We start from the raw sequence: 24,143 nt of genomic DNA, 5'->3' as shown, positions 1-24,143 counted from the left end.
CTTAGAATCCCTGCGCGGCGCCGGACTGGGCGCCGAGCTGCTTCGAGTAGATGCTCCAGTAGCGCCCGTGCGCGGCCACGAGCTCGGCATGCGTGCCGCGCTCGACGATCCGCCCGCGCTCGAGCACGAGAATCAGGTCGGAATCCTTCACCGACGAGATGCGATGCGCGATGGTGACGATTGTCTTGTCGCCGTCCATCTCGCGCAGATGACGCTGGATCTCGGCCTCGGTCTCCATGTCGACGGCCGAGGTCGTGTCGTCCATGATGAGGATCGACGGGTCGTCGGCCAGCGCACGCGCGAGACTCAGGCGCTGCTTCTGGCCGCCGGACAGGCCGACGCCGCGCTCGCCCACGATCGTGCCGTAGCCGTCGGGCAGCGAGCGGATGAAGCCGTCGGCGCCGGCGATCTGCGCCATGCGACGGATGAACTCGTCGTCGGCGCCGTCGCCTGAGCCGGTGCGCGGACGTCCGTAGCCGTCGGTGTCGAGGCGATTGGCACCGAAGCCGATGTTGCCCCTGATCGTGTCGGAGAACAGGAACGTGTCCTGCGCGACGATGCACACCTGCGAGCGCAGCGTGGCCAGCGGCCAGTCGCGCGCGTCGACACCGTCGATGAGCACGCGGCCCGAGGTCGGGTCGTAGAAGCGCGAGATGAGGCTGACGAGCGTGGACTTACCCGCGCCGGTCTCGCCGAGGATGCCGAGCTTCGTGCCGGCGGGCACGTGGAAGTCGAGGTCGGTGAGGATCGGCGTGTTCGGGTCGTCGGGGAAGGAGAAGGAGACGTGGTCGAAGCGGATGTCGCCGGTGATGTGCAGGGTTGGGGCCGTTGTTGCGGGCGATGCGGCGGTCTTGCCCGACGCGGACGCCGCGGACGCGGCCGAGGCCGCAGCCGCCGTCCTGCCGGCGACCACCTGTTCGGCGTCGGCCTTCTCCACGATGCGCGACTTCTCGGTCAGGAGCTTCCTGATCTTGATGCAGCTGGCGTTGAATCGCTGCCAGTCGTTGATGAGCCATCCGGAGGCGCGCACCGGGCCGTCGATCATCCACAGGAACGAGTTGAAGCTCACGAGGTTGCCGAGCGTCATGTACCCCTTGATGACAAGGAAGCCGCCGAAGCCGAGCGTGATGAGCTGCAGCGAGAAGCCGAGGCCGTCGAGCCATGGCATGTACCGGCGCGAGTTGTAGGCGAGCGCCATGTTGCGCTGCATGTAGTCGTCGTTGTGCTCGTCGAATCGCTGCGTCTCGTAGGGTTCGCGGACGAACGCCTTGACCACGCGGTTGCCTTCGATGTTCTCCTCGACCATCGAGTTGAGCGATGCCAGCGAGTTGCGGATCGCGAAGAACAGCGGGTGCGCGTGCGTCGACAGGCCGCGCGTGAGAATGAAGATGAACGGGGTGACGCAGGCGAGCGCGAGCGCGAGTCGCCAGTCGATCGCGACCATCACGCACAGGGCGCCGATGAACATGACCACGCAGTCGGCGATCTGGTAGCTCACCCAGCTCAGGAAGTGACGGATCGCGTCGGTGTCGGAGGTCAGACGGCTCATGATGTCGCCGGTGCGCGTGTGGTTGAAGTAGGTGAAGTCGAGTTCGTGCAGCTTCTCGTACTCGTCGGAGACGAGGCGGTACACGGAGTTCTGGCCGAATCGCTCCATCCACATCTGGTAGCCGTAGCGCGCGCCGACGCGGATGACGGTCATCGCGATCATCAGTGCGCAGAACTTGAGCAGTTCGTCGGTGTGGCCGCCGACGATGACGCGGTCGACGATCAGACCGGAGATGATCGGGATGGTCAGGGCCATCGCGTTGTTCGCGATGAACAGGAGGAGCGCGCCGACGACGCGCGGAAGATCGGGTTTGCAGTAGGGCAGGATCCAGCGGATGTTGCCGGCTTGTTGGTTGGTTCCCGGATCGACGTACATGGGGGAAGTCACCGTTTCTTCGGATTGTTTGCCTGTGGTTGGCACGGCGCTCTCCTTCGCCGCGCGCGGCATTCGTTGCCGCCACGATTCACGACCACACGCGTGTGACCGGCCTCTCCTTCACCACCGGCCGACGCCCGCCTCCGGCTTCCTGGCCGGCGCACGGCGTCGAACGCGTCGCGTTTCGCAAACGCATACCAGTCTAGACAACCCCCACCCGTTCGCAATCCGCGAACCTCCGCGTGTTGGCAAAAAGAAACCCGGCGGTGAGAAGCCGCCGGGTGAGAGAGAAGAGAGAAGAAGGGTTCAGTTATGGGGTCCGGAAGAACCTCGCCTGCGGTTCAACTTCATCCGCCGACAGTCTTTAGTTAACCGCCCGTTTCTTAGAGGAACGATGCGCGTTCCTGAAAGAACTCTCAACACTGTGTGACAGGTTTGTAACTACTTGTTCTCGGACTTGTCCTCAGCCTTGCCTTCGGCATCCGCGAGCTTGGCCTTGGCCGCCGCGAGACGCTCGGCCTCAGCGGCGCGGCGGGCGGCGAGCGCCTCGTCGAAGCGCGCCAGCTCCTCCTCCACGGCCTCCTTCGGGATCTTCGCGAAGATCGGCGTCGGCTTGGCGACGGGCGCTCCGACCTCGATCGGCTCGCTCTCCCACGGATGGACGGTCTCGCCCATCACGTAGTCGCCGGTGATGATCGGGTAGTGGAAGCCCGGCTTGTCGAGGTCCTCGACCTCCTCGAGGCGCGGCAGCGGCGAGAACGTGCCCTTGCCGCCCAGGGCCTCCCACACCTTCTGCGCGGAGTGGGGCAGGAACGGGGCGAGCAGGTGGTTCGCGTCGGAGACGGCCTGCGCGGCCACGTGCAGCACGGTGGCCAGACGCTTGTCGTCGTCCTTGATCTTCCACGGCTCCTCGGCGGAGATGTACTTGTTGATGTCGCCGACGACGCGCATCGCCTCGATGAGCGCGCCCTTCTGGTGATGGTTCTCGATGAATCCGCCGACCGAGTCGAACGCGCCGCGGGTCTCCGTCAGGAGCGCGCGGTCCTCGTCGGTCATCGAATCCTCGTCGAGCGCCGGGATCTCGCCGAAGTTCTTGGCGATGAGGTTGGCGACGCGATTGACCAGGTTGCCCCAGGAGGAGGCGAGCTCCTCGTTGTTGTGGCGCACGAACTCGGCCCACGTGAAGTCGGAGTCGGAGCTCTCCGGGCCGGCGATGGAGATGTAGTAGCGCACCGCGTCCACCGGGTAGCGCGAGAGGATGTCCTTGACGTAGATGACGATGCCGCGCGAGGAGGAGAACTTCTTGCCCTCCATCGTCATGAACTCGGAGGCGACGACCTGCTCGGGCAGGTTCAGCGGGCCGAGTTCGCCGGTCTCGCCGCCCTTGGAACCCTGGCCGTTGTAGGCCAGCATCTCGGAGGGCCAGATCTGGGAGTGGAAGGTGATGTTGTCCTTGCCCATGAAGTAGTAGCCCGGGGTCTTCGGGTCGTTCCACCATGCGCGCCACGCCTCCGGGTCGCCCTTGCGGCGGGCCCATTCGATCGAGGCCGACAGGTAGCCGATCACGGCGTCGAACCACACGTACAGCTTCTTGTTCGGGTTGTCGATCCAGCCGGCCACCGGAACCGGGATGCCCCAGTCGATGTCACGCGTGATGGCGCGAGGCTTGACTTCCTTGAACAGGCCCTTGGAGAAGTTGATGACGTTGGTGCGCCAGCCCTCGCGGGTGTTGAGCCATGCGAGGTTCGCCTCGGCGAGCGCCGGCAGGTCGAGGAAGAAGTGCTCGGTCTCCTCGAAGCGCGGGGTCTCGCCGTTGATCTTGGAGACGGGGTTGATCAGCTCGTCCGGGTCGAGCTCGTTGCCGCAGGCGTCGCACTGGTCGCCGCGCGCGCCCTCGGTGTGGCAGATCGGGCATTCGCCCTCGATGTAGCGGTCGGGCAGGGTGCGGCCGGTCGACGGGGAGATCGCGACCTTCTGCGTGCCCTTGTAGATGTAGCCGTTCTTCAGGCACTGCTTGAACAGCTCCTGGACGACGTGCTCGTGGTTGCCCGTGGTGGTGCGGGTGAACAGGTCGTAGCTCAGGCCGAGATCGCACAGATCCTTGGCGATGACTCGGTTGTAGCGGTTCGCCAGCTCCTGCGCGGTGACGCCCTCCTTCTCCGCCTCGACGAGGATCGGGGTGCCGTGCTCGTCCGTGCCGGAGACCATCAGCACGTCGTTGCCCTTCATGCGTTCGTAGCGCGCGTACACATCGGACGGGACGCCGAAACCGGCCACGTGACCGATATGGCGGGGGCCGTTCGCGTACGGCCATGCAACATTGACCAAAATATGACTCATAAGGCTCGATACTAACCGCGGCTGTGGAAGTGTCGACGGAGCATGTCCCGCATCCTCACACCCCACGGCCACGATCACCCGGCAAACGCAAAATGGAAAATCATCAGCACAACAACCACACTGGCATATCCAAGAACCATCAGCGAAACGGGAATCGCATAACAGGATATCTTCCGACCGATAGACGCCTTACCGATTCGGCGCGAACAGTATAGAGAAATAGCAAACAACACAAGCGAAACCAAAGAACACACGAAAGCCACAACAAGACACCACATAATCAGCAGAATGGAACCAACGGCAGTGAAATATAAGGCAATCGTAAGAAACAGCAAACCCACGATCGACAGCACGGAGCATTTATTCATCAATCACCATCGTCCTTTTTGGGGAAAAATCTTTTTCATTGACATCTTTCTCCTTAGGTTGGGATCCCCATCGATCCCACTACAATTGTAATAGACAAAACGGGACCGTCGGGCTGTCTCGGTAAGTGCGCAATTGGATCGGCGTGTTGAATGCCCGATTCCATCGTCAACCACATTGCCATCCGCCGTATCATCATCCGCCATATTGCCGGCGGGAAGGAGGCTCGATGCCCAGGGTCTGGCGACGCCCGCGTCGATACTGGGTCGATGCCGGTCGATGCCGGTCGATGCCGAGTTGATGCCGAGTTGATGCCATGTCGATACTGGGCTGACGCCGTGTTGATGCCAGGGCTGTTCCTGCCACAACCCGCACGACGCGCCGATTCCACACCGTTGTGGCCCACTGCCCGGCCACAACGCGACCGGAATCGCATCTTCGCGATCCCGTGGCAGCAATCCCCGCCACACCACGGGAATCCCGCCCCTTTCGAACAGTTGTGGCAACGGGTCCTGCCACAACACAGCGAAATCAACGAACCGCAAACGTCGTGACACGCCCCTCCATGACCGGATCCTTGGAATTCCGCCATTCTACGACAATCGCATCCACAACGCCTCAGACACCTATTGGCACAACGCACCCGAAATCCCCCTCCCGAACACTTGTGGCAGCGGATCTCGCCATAACACGCCGATACGGTCGGAATGACCGCGTTATGGCAACTAGACCGACGCGAGAACGGACGCCGCGGCTCATCCACCGGGTCATCCACCGGGTCATCCACCGTCGTCCACGGGAACCGTATGACGGGTACACGGCCGACCGCTCGGCCGGTATCGTGGGTGCATGGACAGTTCAACGACGAACCTCACATCGAACCTCACATCGGATATGCCATCGGACGCCGCACGGGATGCGTTACCGACCAATCCCCCGGCAGTCTCGCGGGGTATCGCGCAGGATGCGTCACCGCCCAATCCCCCGGCGACTTTGCGAAGCACGGCACCGGACGCGCCCCGCGACACGATTCCCGCGCCGGCCGAGCCGGTGACGCCGGGCATGCCGCTAGCGCCACGGCCGAAGCCGATCATCCCGCCGATCCTCGTCGACCGAGATCTGCCGGGGCCGCTGAGTCTCAAACGTCTGACGATCATCGGGTCGGTCGGCGGACTGGACTCGCGCAGCGGATACTGGACCGAGCACGCCGACACCCTGTACGGGCGGGCGATGATCACCGAACGCATCATCCCGTTCGCGACGATCGCCTGCGCGTTCACCGCCCTGTGGGTGTGGATGGGCGGCACGTTCCCCGACACGTTGGACGTGATGTCGCGCTCGCACTTTCGCAAGACGCATCACGGCCGCCGCGTGCGCGCGTTCGACCGCAAGGTGGAGCACCGCGATCTGGCGCGCATCGGCCCGTTGCGGATCACGCGGCCGGCGCGCACGGTGTGCGACATCGTCACGATCTTCGGCGATCGCACGGAGGACATGCTGCTCATCGAGCCGATCGCCGACTGCATGGACGCGTACGACTTCTCGCCGGGCGACTGCATGATGATCCTCGACGAGAACCCGTGCATGCCCACGGTCCCGCAGGCGCGCACCCTCCTGCGGTCGGTCAGCCGCATCTACGCCCAGCGGCGGGCGAATCGGCAGGAATTCAGTCCTGCTTGAGTTTGAGGACCGCGGTGTAGATCTGCTTGCGATTGGGCAGGGTGCCGTCGGGCAGCGGGTGCTCCTCGGCGACCTGGCTGATCGCCTCCTTGATGCGCAGTCCGTCCTCGAGCGCGCGGTCGATGGCCAGTCGGGCCAGATCCTCGATGGACAGCGTGCTCGGCGCGGCGGCGGTCGCCTCCTCGTCGGACGCGCCGGCGACGACGAGCACCATCTCGCCGCGCGGCGGATCCTCGCGCACGCCGTCGCGGATCTCGATGATCGTGCCGCGGCGCACCTCCTCGTAGTCCTTGGTCAGCTCGCGGCACAGGGCCATGCGACGGTTCGGCCCGAACGCCTCCAGCAGGTCGTCCATCGAATCGTCGATGCGGTGCAGTGTCTCGTAGAAGACCATCGTGCGCCGTTCGGGCAGGAGCGTGCGCAGGTGCTGCATGCGTTCGGAGTGCTTGCGCGGCAGGAATCCCTCGTAGCAGAAGCGGTCGGTGGGCAGGCCGGAGAGGGCGAGCGCGTCGAGCACGGCGGACGGTCCGGGCGCGCAGGTGACCGGCAGTCCGCGTTCGATGGCGCGGCGCACGATCGCCAGTCCCGGATCGTTGATCGTCGGCATGCCGGCGTCGGAGACGACGAGGACGGTCGCGCCGGTCTCGACGTTGTCGAGCAGGCCGTCGGCCTTATTGCGCTCGTTGTGATCGTGGTAGGCGATGACGCGGCCGTTCACGTGCACGCCGAGTCGGTTCGCGAGATCGTACAGTCGACGCGTGTCCTCGGCCGCGATGATGTCGGCCTGTTCGATAAGCGCCTTCAGTCGCTCGGAGGCGTCGAACACATTGCCGATCGGAGTGGCCGCGAGCACCACGGTTCCGGCGGGGATGCGCACGGCCGCGAGAGGCCGCGGCTCGTCGTGAAGCTGGGAATCCGGGGTTTCGATAACGTCGTCTGTGCTAGTCATGGTTCCAGTATCCCCCATTCGCGCGTGTGGGAGACCGCAGGCTACGTAAATTCCCTCTGAATTGCGCGGCCCGAGCCAACCGGCGATGATCTTCCGCCCGCCGATGCAGTCACTATCCGGACAGTATCGGTTCATCTGCACACCTGTTTTTCGCCCACGATATAGCGGTGCGACGCCGGTCCTGAGTAATCTGCATCTCGGATATCGATATCGCAGGTATCGCGGATATCGCGGCAAGAGAGGGACGGCAAACGGCATGAGCACGATCTGGCAGGTGTTTACGCGCGATCTCATGCGGATTCTGCGCAATCCGGTGGCGCTGGTAGTCACGCTCGGCGTGGCGATCATCCCGTCGCTGTACGCGTGGTTCAACATCCTCGCCAACTGGGACCCGTACTCCGCCACCGGCAACATCCAGGTCGCCGTCGTCAACGACGACAAGGGCACCGATTCGCCGATCGCGGGCAAGATGGACGCAGGCGCGCAGGTCGTCGCGCAGCTGAAGAAGAACCACCAGCTCGGATGGCGCTTCGTCAGCCGCGCGCAGGCGATGGACGGCATGCAGAAGGGCGAATACTACGCGGCGATCGTGCTGGACGACGACTTCAGCGAGAGTCTCGCGGGCGTGGTCACCGGATCCGCGGACCGCCCGAAGATCACGTACTACGTCAACGAGAAGAAGAACGCGATCGCGCCGAAGATCACCGATACGGGCGCGAACACGATCGACGAGCAGATCAACCAGACGTTCGTGTCGACCGTCGGCGAGGTCGTCGCGAAGGCCGTCACGAAGGCGAGCGACGACATCGCGGGCAAGGCGGGCGAGACGACCGACGACATCATCGCGGATCTCGACAGGACGAACGCGCGCATCCGCAAGGCGTCGGACACGCTTGGACGCACGCGCGCGGGCCTCGACCAGTCGCGCAACTCCGTCGCGCAGGCGCGGCAGACGCTCGTCGAGCTCAGGAAGGAGCTCGACGCGGCGCGCAAGGTGTCGAACAACGCGGGCACGCTCCTCGACACCGCGCAGAACGACGCGCAGCGCTTCGGCGGCGTGCTCACCGGCGCGTTCGACCTCGGGTCGGCGCAGCTGTCCGGTGTGGGCGTGCAGGCGAACATCGCGGCCGGCGCGATCACCGGATCGCTCAACGACGCGCAGGCGTCGGTCGACCGCATCACGACCACGATCTCGGTTCCGCTCGACGCCACGGCCCAAACGATCGCCGATGTGAAGGCCGCGCTCGCCAAGGCCGGCATCGACGAGAACACCACCGATCCGCTGGGACGTCACATCTGGAGCCAGATCAACGTGATCGACACGGCGGTCAAGACGCAACAGCAGCAGGTCAGCGACTTCCACAGGAACACGACATCGTTCATCGGCGCCGGCAAGGACGTCACGACGCATCTGTCGAACGTGGCGGGCACGACCACGAGCGGCGGTATCGCGGGGCTCAACGCGGCACGCCAGAGCCTCACGACCTCGATCATGCCGAACCTCAACGCGTCGCTGGGCAGCTTCGCCGCGCTCAACGGCACGCTCGCAGGCACGCTCACCTCGCTCGACACGACCATCACGCAGGCGGACGGCCTGTTCGCCCAGCTCGACGGGACGCTCGCCGAGGCGTCGACGACGATCGGCGGCACGCGCGACTCTCTCAAAACCCTGGAGCAGGACGTGACGACCGTGAGGAACGACGTCGCCTCGATCGAGAGCTCCGAGACGTACGCCAAGCTGCGCGACCGGCTCAAACTCAACGACAAGGAGTTCGGCGCGTTCATGGGCAGTCCGGTCACGCTCGCCACGAAGACCGTCTACCCGATCGCGAACTACGGTTCGGCGGTCACACCGTTCTACACGAACCTCGCGCTGTGGGTCGGCGGATTCGTGCTCATCGCGATCTACAAGCTCGAGGTTGACCGCGAGGGGCTGATCCAGCTGACCGCCACGCAGGCCTATCTCGGCCGCTGGCTGCTGCTCGTCGTGATCGGCTTCATGCAGGCGGTCATCGCCTGCGTCGGCGACCTGCTGCTCGGCATCCAATGCGAGTATCCGCTGCTGTTCCTGCTCGCCGGCATCTTCTGCTCGTTCGTGTACATCAACATCATCTACGCGATGGCGGCCGCGTTCCGACACATCGGCAAGGCGGTCGCGGTAATCCTCGTGATCATGCAGATCCCGGGCGCCTCGGGCCTCTACCCGATCGAGATGATGCCGGACTTCTTCCGCGAGCTGCATCCGTGGCTGCCGTTCACGTACGGCATCAACGCGATGCGCGGGCCGATCGGCGGCATGTACGAGAACCACTACTGGCTCGACATGCTGCACCTCGCCTACTATCTGCCGGTCGCCCTGTTCATCGGACTGGTCGTACGCCGCTACGCGATGAACCTGAACGCCCTGTTCGACAGCCGTCTGAGCGACACCGACCTGATGATCACCGAACACAACACGATGGTCAACGAGCGGATGAGCCTGACCTCCGTGCTCCGGGAGGTCTCCGGCTCCAAGGATCTGCGCGAGCTGCTCACGCGCCGCGCGCACCGGTTCTTCGCACGCTATCCGAAGCTCATCGTCTCCGGTCTGGTGATGCTGACCGTGCTGCCGATCGTCTTCCTCGTGCTGCTGTTCGCCACGCAGGCGAAGATCGCGATGCTCACCGCGTGGATCGTGTCGATCATCGTGATCGACGCCTACCTGATCATCGTCGAATACACGCGCGAAAGCTACTCGCGCCAGCTGGGCACGGGCGCGATGACCGCCGAACAGTTCCGCGACGTGATGCTCAACGGGTACATCTGGCGGCGCGGACGGCACGAACGCGGGCATAACGGACGTGACGGGCGCGAGCACGACGGCGGCAACGGCAAGAAGGGAGGCACGCGATGAGGAACATCTGGCGCATCTTCGCACGGGACGTCCAGCAGGCCACGCGCAACGTGATCGCGATCATCGTGGCGATGGGACTGGTCATCGTGCCCGCCCTGTACGCGTGGTACAACATCGCGGCCAGCTGGGACCCGTACGGCAACACGAAGGCGCTCAAGGTCGCCGTCGCGAACACCGACAAGGGCTACAAGTCGGACCTCATGCCGGTGACGATCAACGTGGGCGAGACCGTGGTCAGCGCCCTGCGCGCCAACCACCAGCTCGACTGGCAGTTCGTCGGCGAGGACAAGGCGATCGACGGCGTGCACTCCGGCGAATACTACGCGGCTCTCGTCATCCCCTCCAGCTTCAGCGCCGACATGATGACCCTGTTCTCCACGAAGGTCAAGCACGCGGAGCTCGACTACTACCTCAACGAGAAGATCAACCCGATCGCCCCGCACATCACCGACGAGGGCGCCTCCACCGTCGCCACGACCATCGACCAGACGTTCGTCACGACGATCGGCCAGGTCGCGATCGGACTGGCGTCGAACGTCGCGAAATACGCGGACACGCCGCAGATGAAGCAGTACGTGACCAACGCCACCGGGCATATCAAGGCGATGTCGTCGCAGCTCAAATCCGCCTCCGCGCAGGTCGGCGCGTACGCGAGCCTCATCAAGTCGACCGAAGGCCTCGTCGCGTCGACCGACAAGCTGCTCGGCTCGACCGGATCGGCCGCCGCGGACGCGAAGCAGGCGATGACGCAGGCGAAATCGGGCGCCGATGGGCTGAAAAACGTGATGTCGAGCGCGAGCGCGCAGGCCGAGGCCGCGCTCAGACGCGCCGACAAGGCGTACGCGGAGGTATCCAAGGAGATCGACGCCGCATTCGACGACGTGAAGGTGCAAACCGGGCAGACGTCGGCCGCGCTGCGCACGCTGCAGGGCAAGGTGCAGGCGCACGCCGACGCGTACGGGCAGTACGCCGAGTCGCTGCGCGCGCTCGCCGGGTCGGCGACGCTGCCGGCGGTGAAGGACGCGCTCAACGCGGCGGCCGATCAGGCGGCGGACACGCAGGCGAAGCTCTCGTCCGCGGCCACGGCGCTGGGCGACGCGGCGCAGCGGATCGACGACGATACGGCGGACGCGGAGCGGACGCGCGCGGAGCTGAAGGCGCAGGTCGCCGACGCGCGTGCGGCGGTCGACAAGGCGGCGGACACGTATCGCACGACGCTCAAGCCGCAGCTGACCGCGCTGGAAACGTCGATCGACGAGCTGACCGCGCAGACCGGCACCGTGATCGACCGCCTGTCCGGCGCGACGGGCGGCATGGCGTCGCTCGCGGACGGCATCGGCGGCGGCCTCAAGGAGGCGCGCGGCGCGTTGGGCGACGTGTCGAAGGCGCTCACCGATTCGGCGGCGAAGCTGGATGATCTGGACGCGAAGTTCGCGACGCTGACGAGCGGACTGTCGGGGGCATCGGGCGCGGGTGGAACGTCCGGTGCGGGGGCCGGCGCGAACGGCCTGTCGGCGATCATGTCGGCGGACCCGGAGGAGATCGCCTCGCTGCTGTCGGCGCCGGTTCAGGTGGATCGCAAGGCGATCTATCCGATCGCGAACTACGGTTCCGCGATGACGCCGTTCTACACGATCCTGTCGATCTGGGTGGGCGCGATCGTGCTCGCCGCGATGATGAAGGTGTCGATCTCCGACCATGAGAAGGCCGTGATCCTAGGGCTCGGCAACAACCTGCCGCTCGGCTCCGACGTGGGATTGCGCGAGGCGGTGAGGATCGGACGCGCGGCCGGACCGGGCGCGATGCTCGACGTGCTGCGCAAGCCGCATTCCGAATCGCCCGGCAACGCGCGTCAGTTCGGGCTCAGACTACATCAGGAGTATTTCGGCCGATACATGATCTTCGGCCTGTTCGCGCTGCTGCAGGGCACGCTCGTGTGCCTTGGCGACCTGTTCTACCTCGGCGTGCAGTGCAAGCATCCGTTCCTGTTCCTCATGACCGGATGGCTCGCCTCGCTGGTGTTCTCGAACCTCGTGTACACGCTCACGGTGTCGTTCGGCGACATCGGCAAGGCGATCGCCGTCGTGCTGCTCGTCATGCAGGTGGCCGGCTCCGGCGGCACGTTCCCTGTGGAGACGCTGCCGCCGTTCTTCCAGGTGATCGCCAAGTGGCTGCTGTTCCCGTACGGCGTCGACGCGATGCACTCGGCGATGGCCGGCTACTACGGCATGGAGTACTGGATCTCGATGGGCAAGCTCGCCCTGTTCCTGGTGCCTTCGCTGCTGCTCGGCCTCATGCTGCGCAAGCCCGTGATCCGCCTCAACGACTGGATCATCCGCAACCTCGAAAGCACCAAGGTGATGTAGACACGGCATCGCCCTTCGGCCGATACCGTGTCTCACGCGGCCCTATGGTCCGCTCCTCTTCTCTCCCCCAGTCAGCTCCGCTGACAGCCCCCTCATCAGAGGGGGCCATCCTAGGGATCAGATCCAGCGATCGGACATCGCGAAGCTGTTGTGCATCAGGTTGCTGGACGTGTAGAGCACGTCGTTCAGCAGCGTGTGCGCGTGGGTCTCGAGGAAGGCGGCCATGCGCTCGTTGGCGCCTTCGAGCGCGGCCGGCACGTCGGCCGCACCGGCCGCACCGCCCACACCGGTCATGCCATCGCCCACACCGGCCGGCGCGTCCTCGGACGGTCGATCCGCGGGCGACCGCTTCGCCGTCGACGCCGCGATCGCCTTCGCGATTCCGGCGTCGGTCGACTCGATCAGGCGATGCCCGAACACGCGCACCTGCTCGACGTACCGGCCGATCAGGTTCTGCGTCTCGAACCAGTGCGCGTCCGCGATCACCGCGATCAGACGGTTCGTCCAGTACAGGTTCGCGGTCGACACCTCCGGCGTCGTATCGCGCAGGTAGGCGGGCGTATCGCGCACGTTCGCGTAGAACGGGGCCGCGGTCGTAAACGGGCCGGAACCGTACGAGATCCACATCACCGCGCGGGAGGCCTCCGGTGCGTACGGACGCAGCTGGATCGCGACCATGTGTCCGGTGCGGTTGACGCCGATCGGGCGGTAGCGGTGGCGCGATTCGGGCGTGCCGAGCGTGCCGTACGGGTCGTAGGGCGTGTCCTCGAAATGCGATCCGAGCAGGAAGTCGATGTCCTCGATCGACACCTTGCGTTCGGGCACGCGGCACCACGGGATGTCGTCGGAGATCGGCGTGAATCGCGCGTTGGGCGAATCCCAATCCTCGCTCGGGTTCAGATGGCGCTGCATGTACCAGGCGCGGGGCGTGTTGTAGATGTGGTCCTTCGGCGTGGAGTCGCCGAACACCGCGCGCGGGTTGAACCGGTCGCGGCGATGGCTGGCGACGGCGCGACGGGAGGTGTGCGCGCGCATCGTACGATCGAGGTGATGGTCGACGATGAACTCACGCAGGTCGGCGCTGCACATGTACTCGCGCTGATCGCCGAACGCGTCGGACAGGTCGAAGTCGTCGATGCCGAGCTGGTTGGGGATCGTCGCGTAGCAGTCGTCGGGCACGCGGCGGGCGATCCAGTGGTGGCCGCCGATCGTCTCGACGTACCAGATCTCGTCCACGTCGGAGATGATCACGCCGTTCGACTCGTACGTGCCGTACTCCTCGAGCAGTTCGCCGAGACGGGCGACGCCCTCGCGCGCGGTCCTGACGTACGGCAGGACGAGGGTGATGATGTCCTCCTCGCCGATGCCGCCTGGGATCTCGGCGTTTTCACCCGCGGGAACCAGTTCGACGAACGGGTCGGCGGCGGCCACGCGCTCGTTGACCGCGATGGTTTCGGTCGCGCTCATCGCGACGTTGTATTCGTTCGCGCCCGCCTCGGCGAGGATGCCGCGGTTGTTGAGGACGTTCGGCACGATCGAGTACCGGCACGGGTTGTCCGGCAGATCGATCTCGACGTGGCTCAGGACGCTCCTGTAGTGGCGCGGCTGGTCCTTGGGGGCGACGGCGATGAAGCGCTTGGGATCGTAGCGGCCCGAACCGGAGTCATCGTCACGCGCGATGATGGTCGAACCGTCGTAGCTGGCTGCTTTTCCAACGAGAATGGTGGTGCATGACATGCCGCCCTACTCTAGGAGGGTCGATGCCCCCGGGCAAATCGTGCCCAAGGATGATTCGCGGATATGGGCTGTGCATGGACGGAGCCTGAATGGACGGCACCGGATCACGGGCCGCACGAAGCAGGATGGCGGTCACCGCCACTGCGCTCCTCCATCCTCCATACCCGCTAGCCCCACTCAACGAGACACCCGTGTCACCACCTGCCGTGGATCTCTCGCCAAGCCCCTGTCGGCGAGAGCTCACCGCACGCTCTTGACACCAATCTCTCGCTAACACCCCGCTTAGCGAGAGGTTTCCGTCACTGTCCAGCACAGGTCTCCCGCCTGTACCTCATCAGCGAGAGATTCCCGACAGTCCTAAGCACCGATCTCTCCCCAAACACCACTCCAGCGAGAGATTCCGGTCACCCGCCAGCACACGCCTCTCATTGAACCGGACCAGAGCGAGCTCCCCCTGACACCATCCCGCAGAAACCTCTCGCCTAGAGCCATCCAGCGAGGATCCCGGACCTTCCGGAGAAAAAGAAAAACCCTCCGGAGGTGGAATTCCGGAGGGTTTGTGGAGCTGATGGTAATCGAAACCACGACCTCTTCGATGCGAACGAAGCGCTCTACCAACTGAGCTACAGCCCCTTGGTGTGTTGTCTTGCTCCGCAGGACAACTCGCTTCAATATAGTCGATTCCCACGCGTTCGCAACTCGACACGCGGAGAAATCGCCAATCGCACCAATTTATGTCATGCCCCGAGCACACCGACCGGAATCACATAGATTCCATCCTCCTTGCGTCGGTACGCGAATCCCCCTACGCCAACAAGCACAGCCAAAAACTCCGGCTCACGTGTTCTGGCGCTTGGATTCTTCAGCAGTTTCTCGCGCATACGAACCAAGTTGGCCGCGGCACCGGGGACCTTGTCCTCACTGGACTTGATCTCGATCCCGGCCCACCGCCTCCGGCCATCCGCCACGGCACACCGCATCCAGCAAGGATCGAGTATCAACCGGGGATCTGGCAGCAGCGAATCGATGACCAAACAGACCTGCAAGACTCACCTCACCGCTGGATACACCGGATTCCGTAAGTGTCATGGGGTTCATCCGGATACGTCCGGCACCGCTGTGATGTGGAGCCTGCCGTCCTAGAGGAGTGGACGATCCAGTGAGGAGCCATCTCCCTTTTTCTCCCGGCTCGTCATCGACACCATGGCGCACCTCATCCCAGATATCCGGTACAAGCTGCCATTCGTCGATGACGTGGGGACGTTCTCCGATCAGCATCAATGACGGATCCGCACGAGCCACGTCCAGATTGCTACCGCGATCAACATACGTGATGCTGGATGCATGCGCACGTGCTGACCATGTCTTGCCGCACCACTTGGTACCGGCGATCTCCACGGCACCAAAGATGCGCATATATCTTTCAATTTGCGCGTCGACGATCCGCGAGCGATATCCCGTCGGCATGATGCCATCAGATCGACGCCGCCCCACGCCCTCGCTCGTTACCTCAGAATCCGCCAAATTCCGGCCTTCCTTCTACCAACACGCAAATACCTTACGCATCAACCGCTAAAATCCGAATCTCACAACTACCAAAATCCGAATGTGGGACTCGCCCGATACGACAAGGTCCGGTCCTCCTGAGGATGAGGACCGGACCTGAGTCGGAGCGTCGGAATGCCGGAACGTCGAAGCTGCGGGCGTCACTTGGCGGCGTGGGCGGCGGGCTTCTTCTTGCCGAACTTGGCCTTGAACAGGCCGATGATCGTCGGAGCGAGCGAGACCAGCAGGATGAGGACGATCACCAGCTCGAAGTGATCCTGCACGGCCGGAATGTTGCCGAAGAAGTAGCCGAGGAGCGTGAACAGCGACGACCACACGAGGCCGCCGAGCACCGAGAACGGCGCGAAACGGCTCCATCGCATGCCGGAGATGCCGGAGATGAACGGCATGAACGTGCGGATGAACGGGAAGAAGCGGCCGAGGAACACGGCCAGAGGGCCCCACTTCTCGATCATCTTCTCGGTTTTGGCGATGCGCTCGGGGGTCATCGCCTTGACCTTGCCGGACTGGATGATGCGGCGGCCGAAGAAGTGGCCAATGAAGTAGTTGCACTGGTCGCCGACGATCGGGGCGAGCCAGACGACCGGCAGCAGGAAGTGCAACGGCAGCGCGGCCTTGCCGGTCATGGCGTCGGGGGCAGCGAACACGCCCGCCGCGAACAGCAGGGAGTCGCCGGGCAGGAACGGGAAGAACACCACACCCGTCTCGATGAAGACGATCAGGAAGATGAAGCCCAGCGTGGGCGCCACGCCCATCGCGATCCACCCGGCGATCGCCGCGCGCGGATCCTTCAGAAGTTCAAGAATGAAATTGATAAAAGCCATAGCGCTGTCACTCTATCAGCCGCGGGCGTCACGCCGGGACTGTCTCACGCCTCCAGACGCTGGCGCACGAAACCGTCGAGCGCGGCCGGGTCGATGCCCGCGTAGCCGTTGATCGAGGCGAACTGCGGGCCGGCGGACGTGTCGGTGCGGATCGTGCAGGTCTGCGCGATCGTCGTCGCACCGGACGCGGCGCCCGCGGTAAGACCCACGAGCGTATCCTCGAGCACCACGCACTTGGCCATGTCCTCACGCGCGATGCCGAGCTTGGAGGCGGCCAGCAGGTACGGCGCCGGATCCGGCTTGTGCTTGGCGTCGTCGTCGCCACACACGTAGCCCGCGAACAGGCCGGGAGCGGCGTCGAGCACGTTCTCGACGATCGGACGCGGGGAGGTGCTCACCAGCATCGACGGAATGCCGGCCCCCTTGAGCGCGCGCAGCACGTCGGTCACGCCGTCGATCCACGGCATGTGGATCTTCTCCTGATCGAACACGTACTGCTTGAGCTGCCTGTCGATCTCCTCGACCGACAGCGTGCAGCCGTGCTCGATCATGCGCCGCGCCACATCGGGCACCGGCGTGCCGGAGCACTCCCAGCCGAGATCCTCGCTCCACGTGCCGTTGTTGGCCGCGGCGATTTCGAATTCGCCATTGTGCCACAGCGGCTCCGAATCGATCAGAGTGCCGTCGAGATCCCAGAACACCGCCTTGAGCAGCATGATTCCTCCGTCCGTCGCGCGTAGGCCACGGATCCCCCGCGGCTTTCCATCGGTTCCATCACACCAAACCAGCCCGACAGTCGCCGCGCGCGACGTGCCGGAATCGTGCGGAGAAATAGAAAAACCGTACGCGGGACCGGCAATAACGGTCCTCGCGTACGGAAATGACAACAAAGATCTGCGATTCAGCGCCAGATGACCAGCGACTTGTCGTCGGGCGAATCACCGTAGCCGAACGCGTCGCCGGCGTCCGCCACGCCACGCGACGGGCGCGGCGCCGGGCGGCCCGGCAGCTCGCGCATCTGCGTGCGGATCGCGCGACGCCACATGCGCGCGCTGTTCGACCGCTGCATCTCGACGATGTCGCCATCGCGCCCGGCGGCGAACACGCTCTCCTCGCCGGCCGTCTGCAGACGACGCACCTGACGGCGCAGCTGCCGGTTCTCCTCCTGCAGCGTGAGGATGCGCGTCACGCCGGACAGGTTGATGCCCTCGGTCTGGATCATTCGCTGCGCCTGGACGAGGCGGTCGATGTCGCGCAGGCAGTAGCGGCGGGCACCGCCCTCCGTACGCTGCGGGACGACCAGTCCGACGCGATCGTACTGGCGGAGCGTCTGAGGGTGGATGTTGGCGACTTCGGCAGCCTGCCCGATCGTGAACACCGGCAGTTCAAGATCGAAGCCGGCCTCGTCGGCGCCGTCGAGATCGGCGCGACCAAGCACGATCGCCGTCGCGCACATCGCGTACAGCTGGCGCAGTTCACGCGCGACCCTCGCCATCATTCACCTCCAAACCACTTGTGCCACTTGTCGCTCAGCGCGGGATGTAGTCGCCCGCGGCCTTGTCGAACTCCTTGGCGGCGTGCTTGACGCCCAGACCCGGCTTGACCGGGACCTGGATCATCACGCGGCCGATGAGATCGCCCGGCGTGTTGCCGACCTGCACGCCCTTGCCGGCGACCTTCACCTCGGTGCCGCTGGACGAGCCGGCGGGCACCTTGAACGTGACGGTCTCGCCGTCGATATCGGTGGCCTCGACCTTCGCACCGGCCACGGCCTCGCCCACGCTCACGGGCAGATCCATCACCAGATCATGGCCGCGCATCGTGAACTTGGAATCCGGCTTGACGCTGACCTGCAGGTACAGGTCACCGTGCGCACCGCCGTTCAAACCCGCGTGGCCCTTGCCGGCCAGACGGATCTTCTGGCCGTCGCGCACGCCCGCGGGGATGTGCGTCTTGAACTTCGAGCCGTCCACGGACAGCGAGACGGTCGCGCCCTTGGCAGCCTGACGAAGCGTCAGGGTGATCTTCGAGTTGCGGTCCTTGCCCTTGGTAGGGGTCGGAGGCTCCTCATACGAGTAGCCTCCGGGGCCAGCACCGTACGCGCCCTGCGACCCGGCACCGGCCGCGCCGCCGAACATCGAAAAGATGTCGTTGAGGTTCGGATTGCCGCCGCCGGACGTGGTGAAGCGGATGTTCCCGTTGCCGCCCATGCCGGAGCCCTGTCCGAACATCGAACCGAAGATGTCGGAGAATCCGGAGGCGTCGAAGCCGCCCTGACCGGAACCGCCGGCGAAGCGGGCGCCGCCCATGCCGAACTGGCGGATGGCATCGTACTTCTGGCGCTGATCCTTGTTGCTCAACACGTCATAGGCCTCGGAGATGTCCTTGAACTTCTCCTCCGCCTCCTTGGTCTTGTTGAGGTCGGGGTGGTACTTGCGCGCCAGCTTGCGGTAGGCTTTGGTGATCTGCTCGGGGGTGGCGTCCTTGGAGACACCAAGGACTTTGTAGAAGTCTTTGCTCAGCCATTCGTTCTCAGCCATTCATGTCTCCTTTCGTAAGTCGTATAAATTGGCTCCCCTGTTTGCGAGGGGAGCCGAATGGTCAGTTTTGGGGGGAGGAGACTACTACTCGGGCGGCGCGGATTACGCGGTCGCCGATGCGGTAGCCGGCCTCCACCACGGTGTCGACGGTTTCCTTTTCGGCCGATGCGTCCGGCTTGTGCAGGATCGCGTCGTGCTTGGTCGGGTCGAAGTCCTCGCCAGCCTCGCCGAACTTCTCGACGCCGAACTTCTCGAAGGCCTTGTCGATCTTCGCGGCGACGGCCTTGAAGGAGTCGTCCATCTCGCTGTTGGCCCGGATGCGGTCGATGTCGTCGAGGGCGGGCAGCAGCGCGGTCAGCACGTCGATGATGCCGTGCTGGCGGAAGCGCTCCTGCTCCTTCTTCGCGCGATTGCGGTAGTTGATGAATTCCGCGCGCTCGCGCTGCAGGGCCTCGAGGTAGTCGGCGGCCTCCTTCTTGGCCTGGCCCAGCGGGGTCAGGGTGTTGTCGGAGTCCTTGCCGGCGGCGTCGGTCTTGCCGGAGGTCTCTCCCTCAGTCGCGGCATTCGCCGCGCCAGCTCCCTCATCAGAGGGAGCCGAGGTCTGAGCGGACTCGGCAGAAGAGGGAGCCGAAGTCTTGGCGGACTCGTCGGAGGGGGCGGACTGCTTGGCGGCAGCGGCGTCGGCGGGGGTGTCGGCCGGGGCCGACGACGCGGCGGTGTCGCGCGCGTCGTCGGGGTCCGGCAGATCCTTCAGGTAGTCGTCCTTGTTGAATTCAGCCATCGGACGGAACCTTACTTGTTGTCCTTGTCGTCGTCATCCACGACTTCGGCGTCCACCACGTCGTCGTCACCGCCGTTGGAGGCGGAGCCCGACGCGGCACCGGCGGCACCGGCACCAGCCGCGCCAGCCGCACCTTCGGCGCCCTGCTGGGCGTAGAGGGCCTGGCCGATCTTCTGGGCGGAGGTCATCAGCTCGCTCTGCGCGGTCTTGACCTTCTCGATGTCGTCGCCCTTCAGGGCCTCCTTCAAGGCGTTGACCTTCTCGGTGACCTCGTTGGCCACCTCGTCGGACAGCTTCTCCTTGTTGTCGTTGACGAGCTTCTCGGTGGAGTAGGCGAACGCCTCGGCCTGGTTGCGGGTCTCGGCATCCTCCTTGCGCTTCTTGTCCTCGGCCTCGTGAGCCTCGGCCTCCTTGACCATGCGGTCGATCTCGTCCTTCGGCAGGCCGGAACCACCGGTGATGGTCATCGACTGCTCCTTGCCGGTGCCCTTGTCCTTGGCGGACACGTGCACGATGCCGTTGGCGTCGATGTCGAAGGTGACCTCGATCTGCGGGACGCCACGCGGAGCCGGCGCGATGCCGGTCAGCTCGAAGGTGCCCAGCGGCTTGTTGTCGCGGGCGAACTCACGCTCGCCCTGGTAGACCTGGATCAGCACGGACGGCTGGTTGTCCTCGGCCGTGGAGAAGACCTCGGAACGCTTGGTCGGGATGGCGGTGTTGCGGTCGATGAGCTTGGTCATGATGCCGCCCTTGGTCTCGATGCCCAGCGACAGCGGGGTTACGTCGATCAGCAGGACGTCCTTCTTGTCGCCCTTGATGACGCCGGACTGGATGGACGCGCCGACGGCGACGACCTCATCCGGGTTGACGGACTGGTTCGCTTCCTTGCCGCCGGTGAGCTCCTTGACGAGCTCCTTGACGGCCGGCATACGGGTGGAACCACCGACGAGCACGACGTGGTCGATGTCGCCGACGGAGATGTTCGCATCGCGCAGCACGTTGTTGAACGGCGCACGGCAGCGACCGAGCAGATCGGAGGTCATCTCCTCGAAGTGGGCGCGGGTCAGCGTCTCGTCGAGGTGGACCGGCGTGCCGTCGGGGGTCATGGCCAGGTACTGCATGGAGATGCTCGTCGAGGTCGAGGAGGACAGCTCCTTCTTGGCCTGCTCGGCGGCTTCCTTCAGACGCTGCAGCGCGATCTTGTCCTTGGACAGGTCGACGCCGTACTTGTTCTTGACCTCGGAGACCAGCCAGTCGATGATCTTCTGATCCCAGTCGTCGCCACCGAGGTGGTTGTCGCCGTTCGTGGCCTGGACCTGAATGGTGGAGAAGCCGTCGTCGTCCTTGCCGATCTCCAGCAGGGAGACATCGAAGGTGCCGCCGCCGAGGTCGAAGACCAAGATGCGCTCGTCCTCCTTGCCCTTCTCAAGGCCGTAGGCGAGGGCCGCGGCCGTCGGCTCGTTGATGATACGCAGGACGTTCAGGCCTGCGATCTTGCCGGCGTCCTTGGTGGCCTGACGCTGGGCGTCGTTGAAGTACGCCGGGCAGGTGATGACGGCGTCGGTGACCGGCTCGCCGAGGTACGCCTCGGCGTCCCTCTTGAGCTTCATCAGGATCTGCGCGGAGATCTCCTGCGGGGTCCACTTCTTGCCGTCGATCTCGACGGTCCAGTCGGTGCCCATATGACGCTTCACGGAGGAGATGGTGCGGTCGACGTTCGTCACGGCCTGACGCTTGGCGACCTCGCCGACGAGGATCTCGCCGGACTTGCTGAACGCCACCACGGACGGGGTGGTGCGCATGCCCTCGGCGTTGACGATGACGGTGGGCTCGCCGCCTTCAAGAGTAGCGATGCAGGAATTCGTGGTGCCCAGATCGATACCAACTGCACGTGCCATAATGTGTGCTCCTTTTGTCTTATTCGTTCTTACGTTCTTCGCCCGAGTTCCGGATGATCGTCTCTCGGACCTTCCAAAACTTGAGCCTACACCACTCAACTTCCGACTCGCAAGTTTTATTCCCATATTCCACACAAAAAGTTGAGTGGGTGTTGCTCAAGTTTTAAATGGGGGCTGCCCCTCTCGGCGACCGGTCGCCGAGAGGGAACTTGCAGCGAATCGTTCTCAATAAGAAATGTGTGAGCCTCCCACACATTTCCGCACACATCACCACACGGACGAAACGGCGCAATCACGCCATTTTGGCCATCTCAACGTTCGATTGACGACCCGTCAATCCTCACACGTTTCTTATTGAGAACGATTTGCTGCAACGCGATCCACCGTTGCCAACGTTCGCAGTATGATGGTGTACCGTTCTTTGACTCCGGCGATGATGGGAGGAGAGCCCGATGACCAAAGCCGATATCCATGACGTCGCCAAGGCGGCGGGCGTCTCCATCTCGACGGTCTCCCGCGCGTTCACACGCCCCGATCTTGTCTCCGACAAGACGCGGCGCAGGGTGCTCGACATCGCCGATCGCCTCGATTTCAACATCTCCCGCTCGGCCACGGCGCTCAAATCCGGACGCACGAACCGCGTGGCGCTGCTGATGAACGAGGAGATCACCAGCTGGTTCAACACGGAGGTGTTCGCCGGCCTGGAGTCGGTGATGCATCCCGCGGGCTACGACATCTCCCTGTTCCAGCACATCGATACGGCGGAGAATCGGCGTGAGTTCTTCACGGACCTGCCGATCAGGCGCAACGTGGACGCGGTGTTCGTCGCGTCATTCGCGATCGACCCGCCCGAGGTGGAGCAGCTCAAGCGCATCCACGTGCCGATCATCGGTATCAACATCCCCTCGACCACCGGATTCGACGCCTCGATCAGCATCGAAGACGAAGAGGGCATGTACAGGGCCACGCAGCATCTGATCGGACTGGGGCATCGCCACATCGTGTACCCCTGTTCCGAGGCGACGGATATGGACGCCTCGATCGACGCCCGCGGGCGCGGCTTCATCCGCGCGTGCGAGGAGGCGACCGCCCGTCGCAGGGATCTCGACTGGCGCGTGCTCAGCGTGCCGCGCGGTCCGGAGTTCGTCGATTCGGCGCTTTCCGCGCTGCTCGCACTCGGCGAGTTCCCCGATGCGATCTGCTGTCAGATGGACATGATGGCGATCCCGATGATCATCAAACTCGAGCGATACGGTCGCCGCACGCCGCGCGACTACTCGATCATCGGCTTCGACGACAGCATCTACGCGCGCGAGATGGGCCTGACCACGATGCGTCAGGATCCGCGCGCGATGGGCCGGTCCGCCGCACGCAAGGCGTTGAAGCTGATCAACGGCGAGAAGCTGGACGCAAGCGAGGCCCACGAAACCGTCGAAGCCCAGCTTGTGCTACGCGACACCGACGCCCCCTACACCGCCGCCTAGGCGCGGCTACAGCACAGTGAACACGCATCCGACCAGCAGCATGACCGGATACAGGGCGTAGAACACCCACTTGGTCCACGGCCGCGCATAGCCGGTCTCGCCGTTGCGCCAGTGCAGGAACATGACGCCGACGGCCGGCACGATGAGCATCATCGCGCCGAGCAATCCGGCGGTGATCATCATCGTGTTCTCGCGGGCGGCGAGATACCGGAAGATCAGCGCGAAGCCGAGCGTCAGCGCGCCCGCGTACATGACGTGCTGGCGCAGACCGACGTTCATCAGCAGATTCCACATGATGCCGGCCAGCACGATCGCCAGGCAGATGAGGACGCGTGCGGCCGCACGGCCGAATCGCGCCGCCGTCCAGTCGAGCAAGGCGAGCACGATCAGGGCGATGACCAATCCCCACACCGGGTTCTGCGATGACATGTCGAACGCCTTGCCGGAGGTCGCGAGGTCGTAGGGCACCTCGCATACGACGGCGAGCGCGGCGAGGCGACCGACGTACGCCCACACGCCGCGCGTGTGACGATAACCGTCGACGAGCAGCCATGCGTAGATCGGGACGGCGCACCAGGAGACGATCTCGCACAGGACGATTTCGGTCAGGGAGACCATGTCGGCGGAGGAGATCGACGCCATGCCCGCGCCGGCGTCGAGCGAGACGCCGAGGATCGCGGGCATGAGCGTGGTCGAGGCGATCGACAACGCCATGAACACCGCACCGATCACCTTGAGTCGGAACGAGGTCAGTCCGCGCGACGCACGCGACCGGTTCGGCTGATTCATCGTCAT

At 64.5% G+C, this 24,143-nt stretch carries 15 protein-coding genes, 1 tRNA gene and 2 pseudogenes; 4 read left to right on the top strand and 14 right to left on the bottom strand.

The annotated features are described in order from the left end of the window. Position 1: 1 nt before the first annotated feature. The 3 genes and pseudogenes from EMB92_RS11945 to metG all read right to left on the bottom strand — a co-directional run. Positions 2-817: pseudogene (locus EMB92_RS11945) on the bottom strand (ABC transporter ATP-binding protein); the annotation flags it as partial. Between the two features lie 102 nt (positions 818-919). Beyond that, positions 920-1,924, bottom strand: a pseudogene (locus EMB92_RS11940) (ABC transporter transmembrane domain-containing protein); the annotation flags it as partial. 441 nt (positions 1,925-2,365) lie between these two features. Next, positions 2,366-4,264: a methionine--tRNA ligase gene (metG, locus tag EMB92_RS09390; RefSeq protein WP_150394674.1), complete on the bottom strand. Its 1,899-nt coding sequence runs from the start codon at positions 4,262-4,264 to the stop codon at positions 2,366-2,368. 1,359 nt (positions 4,265-5,623) lie between these two features. Between metG and EMB92_RS09380 the strand changes: the two genes are divergently transcribed. Further along, on the top strand, positions 5,624-6,310 hold the full coding sequence (locus EMB92_RS09380; RefSeq protein ID WP_150394672.1) for a hypothetical protein: 687 nt from the start codon (positions 5,624-5,626) through the stop codon (positions 6,308-6,310). Here EMB92_RS09380 and rsmI read toward each other — a convergent pair. Further along, positions 6,297-7,259, bottom strand: coding sequence for a 16S rRNA (cytidine(1402)-2'-O)-methyltransferase (gene rsmI / locus EMB92_RS09375; protein WP_190973642.1), 963 nt, complete (start codon positions 7,257-7,259; stop codon positions 6,297-6,299). The genes EMB92_RS09380 and rsmI overlap by 14 nt on opposite strands. A gap of 256 nt (positions 7,260-7,515) precedes the next feature. Here rsmI and EMB92_RS09370 point away from each other — a divergent pair, with 256 nt between their 5' ends. Both EMB92_RS09370 and EMB92_RS09365 read left to right on the top strand, forming a co-directional pair. Further along, on the top strand, positions 7,516-10,152 hold the full coding sequence (locus tag EMB92_RS09370) for a YhgE/Pip domain-containing protein (RefSeq protein ID WP_150394670.1): 2,637 nt from the start codon (positions 7,516-7,518) through the stop codon (positions 10,150-10,152). Next, positions 10,149-12,518, top strand: coding sequence for a YhgE/Pip domain-containing protein (locus EMB92_RS09365; RefSeq protein ID WP_150394669.1), 2,370 nt, complete (start codon positions 10,149-10,151; stop codon positions 12,516-12,518). The genes EMB92_RS09370 and EMB92_RS09365 overlap by 4 nt, the downstream gene beginning before the upstream one ends. A gap of 117 nt (positions 12,519-12,635) precedes the next feature. On the opposite strand, the gene EMB92_RS09360 is transcribed toward EMB92_RS09365, so the two are convergent. The 9 genes from EMB92_RS09360 to dnaK form a co-directional block, all read right to left on the bottom strand. Further along, positions 12,636-14,255 (bottom strand): C69 family dipeptidase, encoded by a 1,620-nt coding sequence (locus EMB92_RS09360; protein WP_150394668.1) that lies wholly within the window; start codon positions 14,253-14,255, stop codon positions 12,636-12,638. 560 nt (positions 14,256-14,815) lie between these two features. Further along, positions 14,816-14,888: transfer RNA gene (locus tag EMB92_RS09355), tRNA-Ala, on the bottom strand. A gap of 285 nt (positions 14,889-15,173) precedes the next feature. Beyond that, positions 15,174-15,722 carry an AAA family ATPase gene (locus tag EMB92_RS09350; protein WP_223847676.1) on the bottom strand — a complete coding sequence of 183 codons (549 nt, stop codon included), beginning with the start codon at positions 15,720-15,722 and terminating at the stop codon, positions 15,174-15,176. Positions 15,723-15,961: 239 nt separating this feature from the next. Next, positions 15,962-16,645: a DedA family protein gene (locus tag EMB92_RS09345; protein WP_150394667.1), complete on the bottom strand. Its 684-nt coding sequence runs from the start codon at positions 16,643-16,645 to the stop codon at positions 15,962-15,964. A 44-nt stretch (positions 16,646-16,689) separates the two neighbouring features. Then, the gene (locus tag EMB92_RS09340) at positions 16,690-17,361 is read right to left on the bottom strand and encodes an HAD family hydrolase (RefSeq protein WP_150394666.1); all 672 of its coding nucleotides are present in this window, start codon (positions 17,359-17,361) and stop codon (positions 16,690-16,692) included. Between the two features lie 185 nt (positions 17,362-17,546). Continuing rightward, positions 17,547-18,140: a heat shock protein transcriptional repressor HspR gene (locus tag EMB92_RS09335; protein ID WP_150394831.1), complete on the bottom strand. Its 594-nt coding sequence runs from the start codon at positions 18,138-18,140 to the stop codon at positions 17,547-17,549. Positions 18,141-18,174: 34 nt separating this feature from the next. Further along, entirely contained in the window at positions 18,175-19,185 is a 1,011-nt protein-coding gene (locus tag EMB92_RS09330) for a DnaJ C-terminal domain-containing protein (RefSeq protein WP_043166076.1), read from the bottom strand. Positions 19,186-19,246: 61 nt separating this feature from the next. Next, a complete protein-coding gene (gene grpE / locus EMB92_RS09325) occupies positions 19,247-19,966 on the bottom strand; it encodes a nucleotide exchange factor GrpE (protein WP_150394665.1) in 720 nt (239 codons plus the stop codon). 11 nt (positions 19,967-19,977) lie between these two features. Continuing rightward, positions 19,978-21,864, bottom strand: a complete 1,887-nt coding sequence (gene dnaK, locus EMB92_RS09320; protein ID WP_150394664.1) for a molecular chaperone DnaK — start codon at positions 21,862-21,864, stop codon at positions 19,978-19,980. A 452-nt stretch (positions 21,865-22,316) separates the two neighbouring features. Here dnaK and EMB92_RS09315 point away from each other — a divergent pair, with 452 nt between their 5' ends. Then, on the top strand, positions 22,317-23,348 hold the full coding sequence (locus EMB92_RS09315) for a LacI family DNA-binding transcriptional regulator (protein ID WP_150394663.1): 1,032 nt from the start codon (positions 22,317-22,319) through the stop codon (positions 23,346-23,348). Positions 23,349-23,354: 6 nt separating this feature from the next. Here the strand turns inward: EMB92_RS09315 and EMB92_RS09310 are convergent, their stop codons facing one another. Next, entirely contained in the window at positions 23,355-24,137 is a 783-nt protein-coding gene (locus EMB92_RS09310; protein ID WP_223847675.1) for a TraX family protein, read from the bottom strand. Between the last annotated feature and the right edge of the window lie 6 nt (positions 24,138-24,143).

Source organism: Bifidobacterium callitrichos (genome assembly GCF_008698085.1).
GTDB classification, from domain to species: Bacteria; Actinomycetota; Actinomycetes; order Actinomycetales; family Bifidobacteriaceae; genus Bifidobacterium; species Bifidobacterium callitrichos.
Note: the sequence above shows the minus strand (reverse complement) of the source record. Positions and strands in the feature narration are given on the sequence as shown.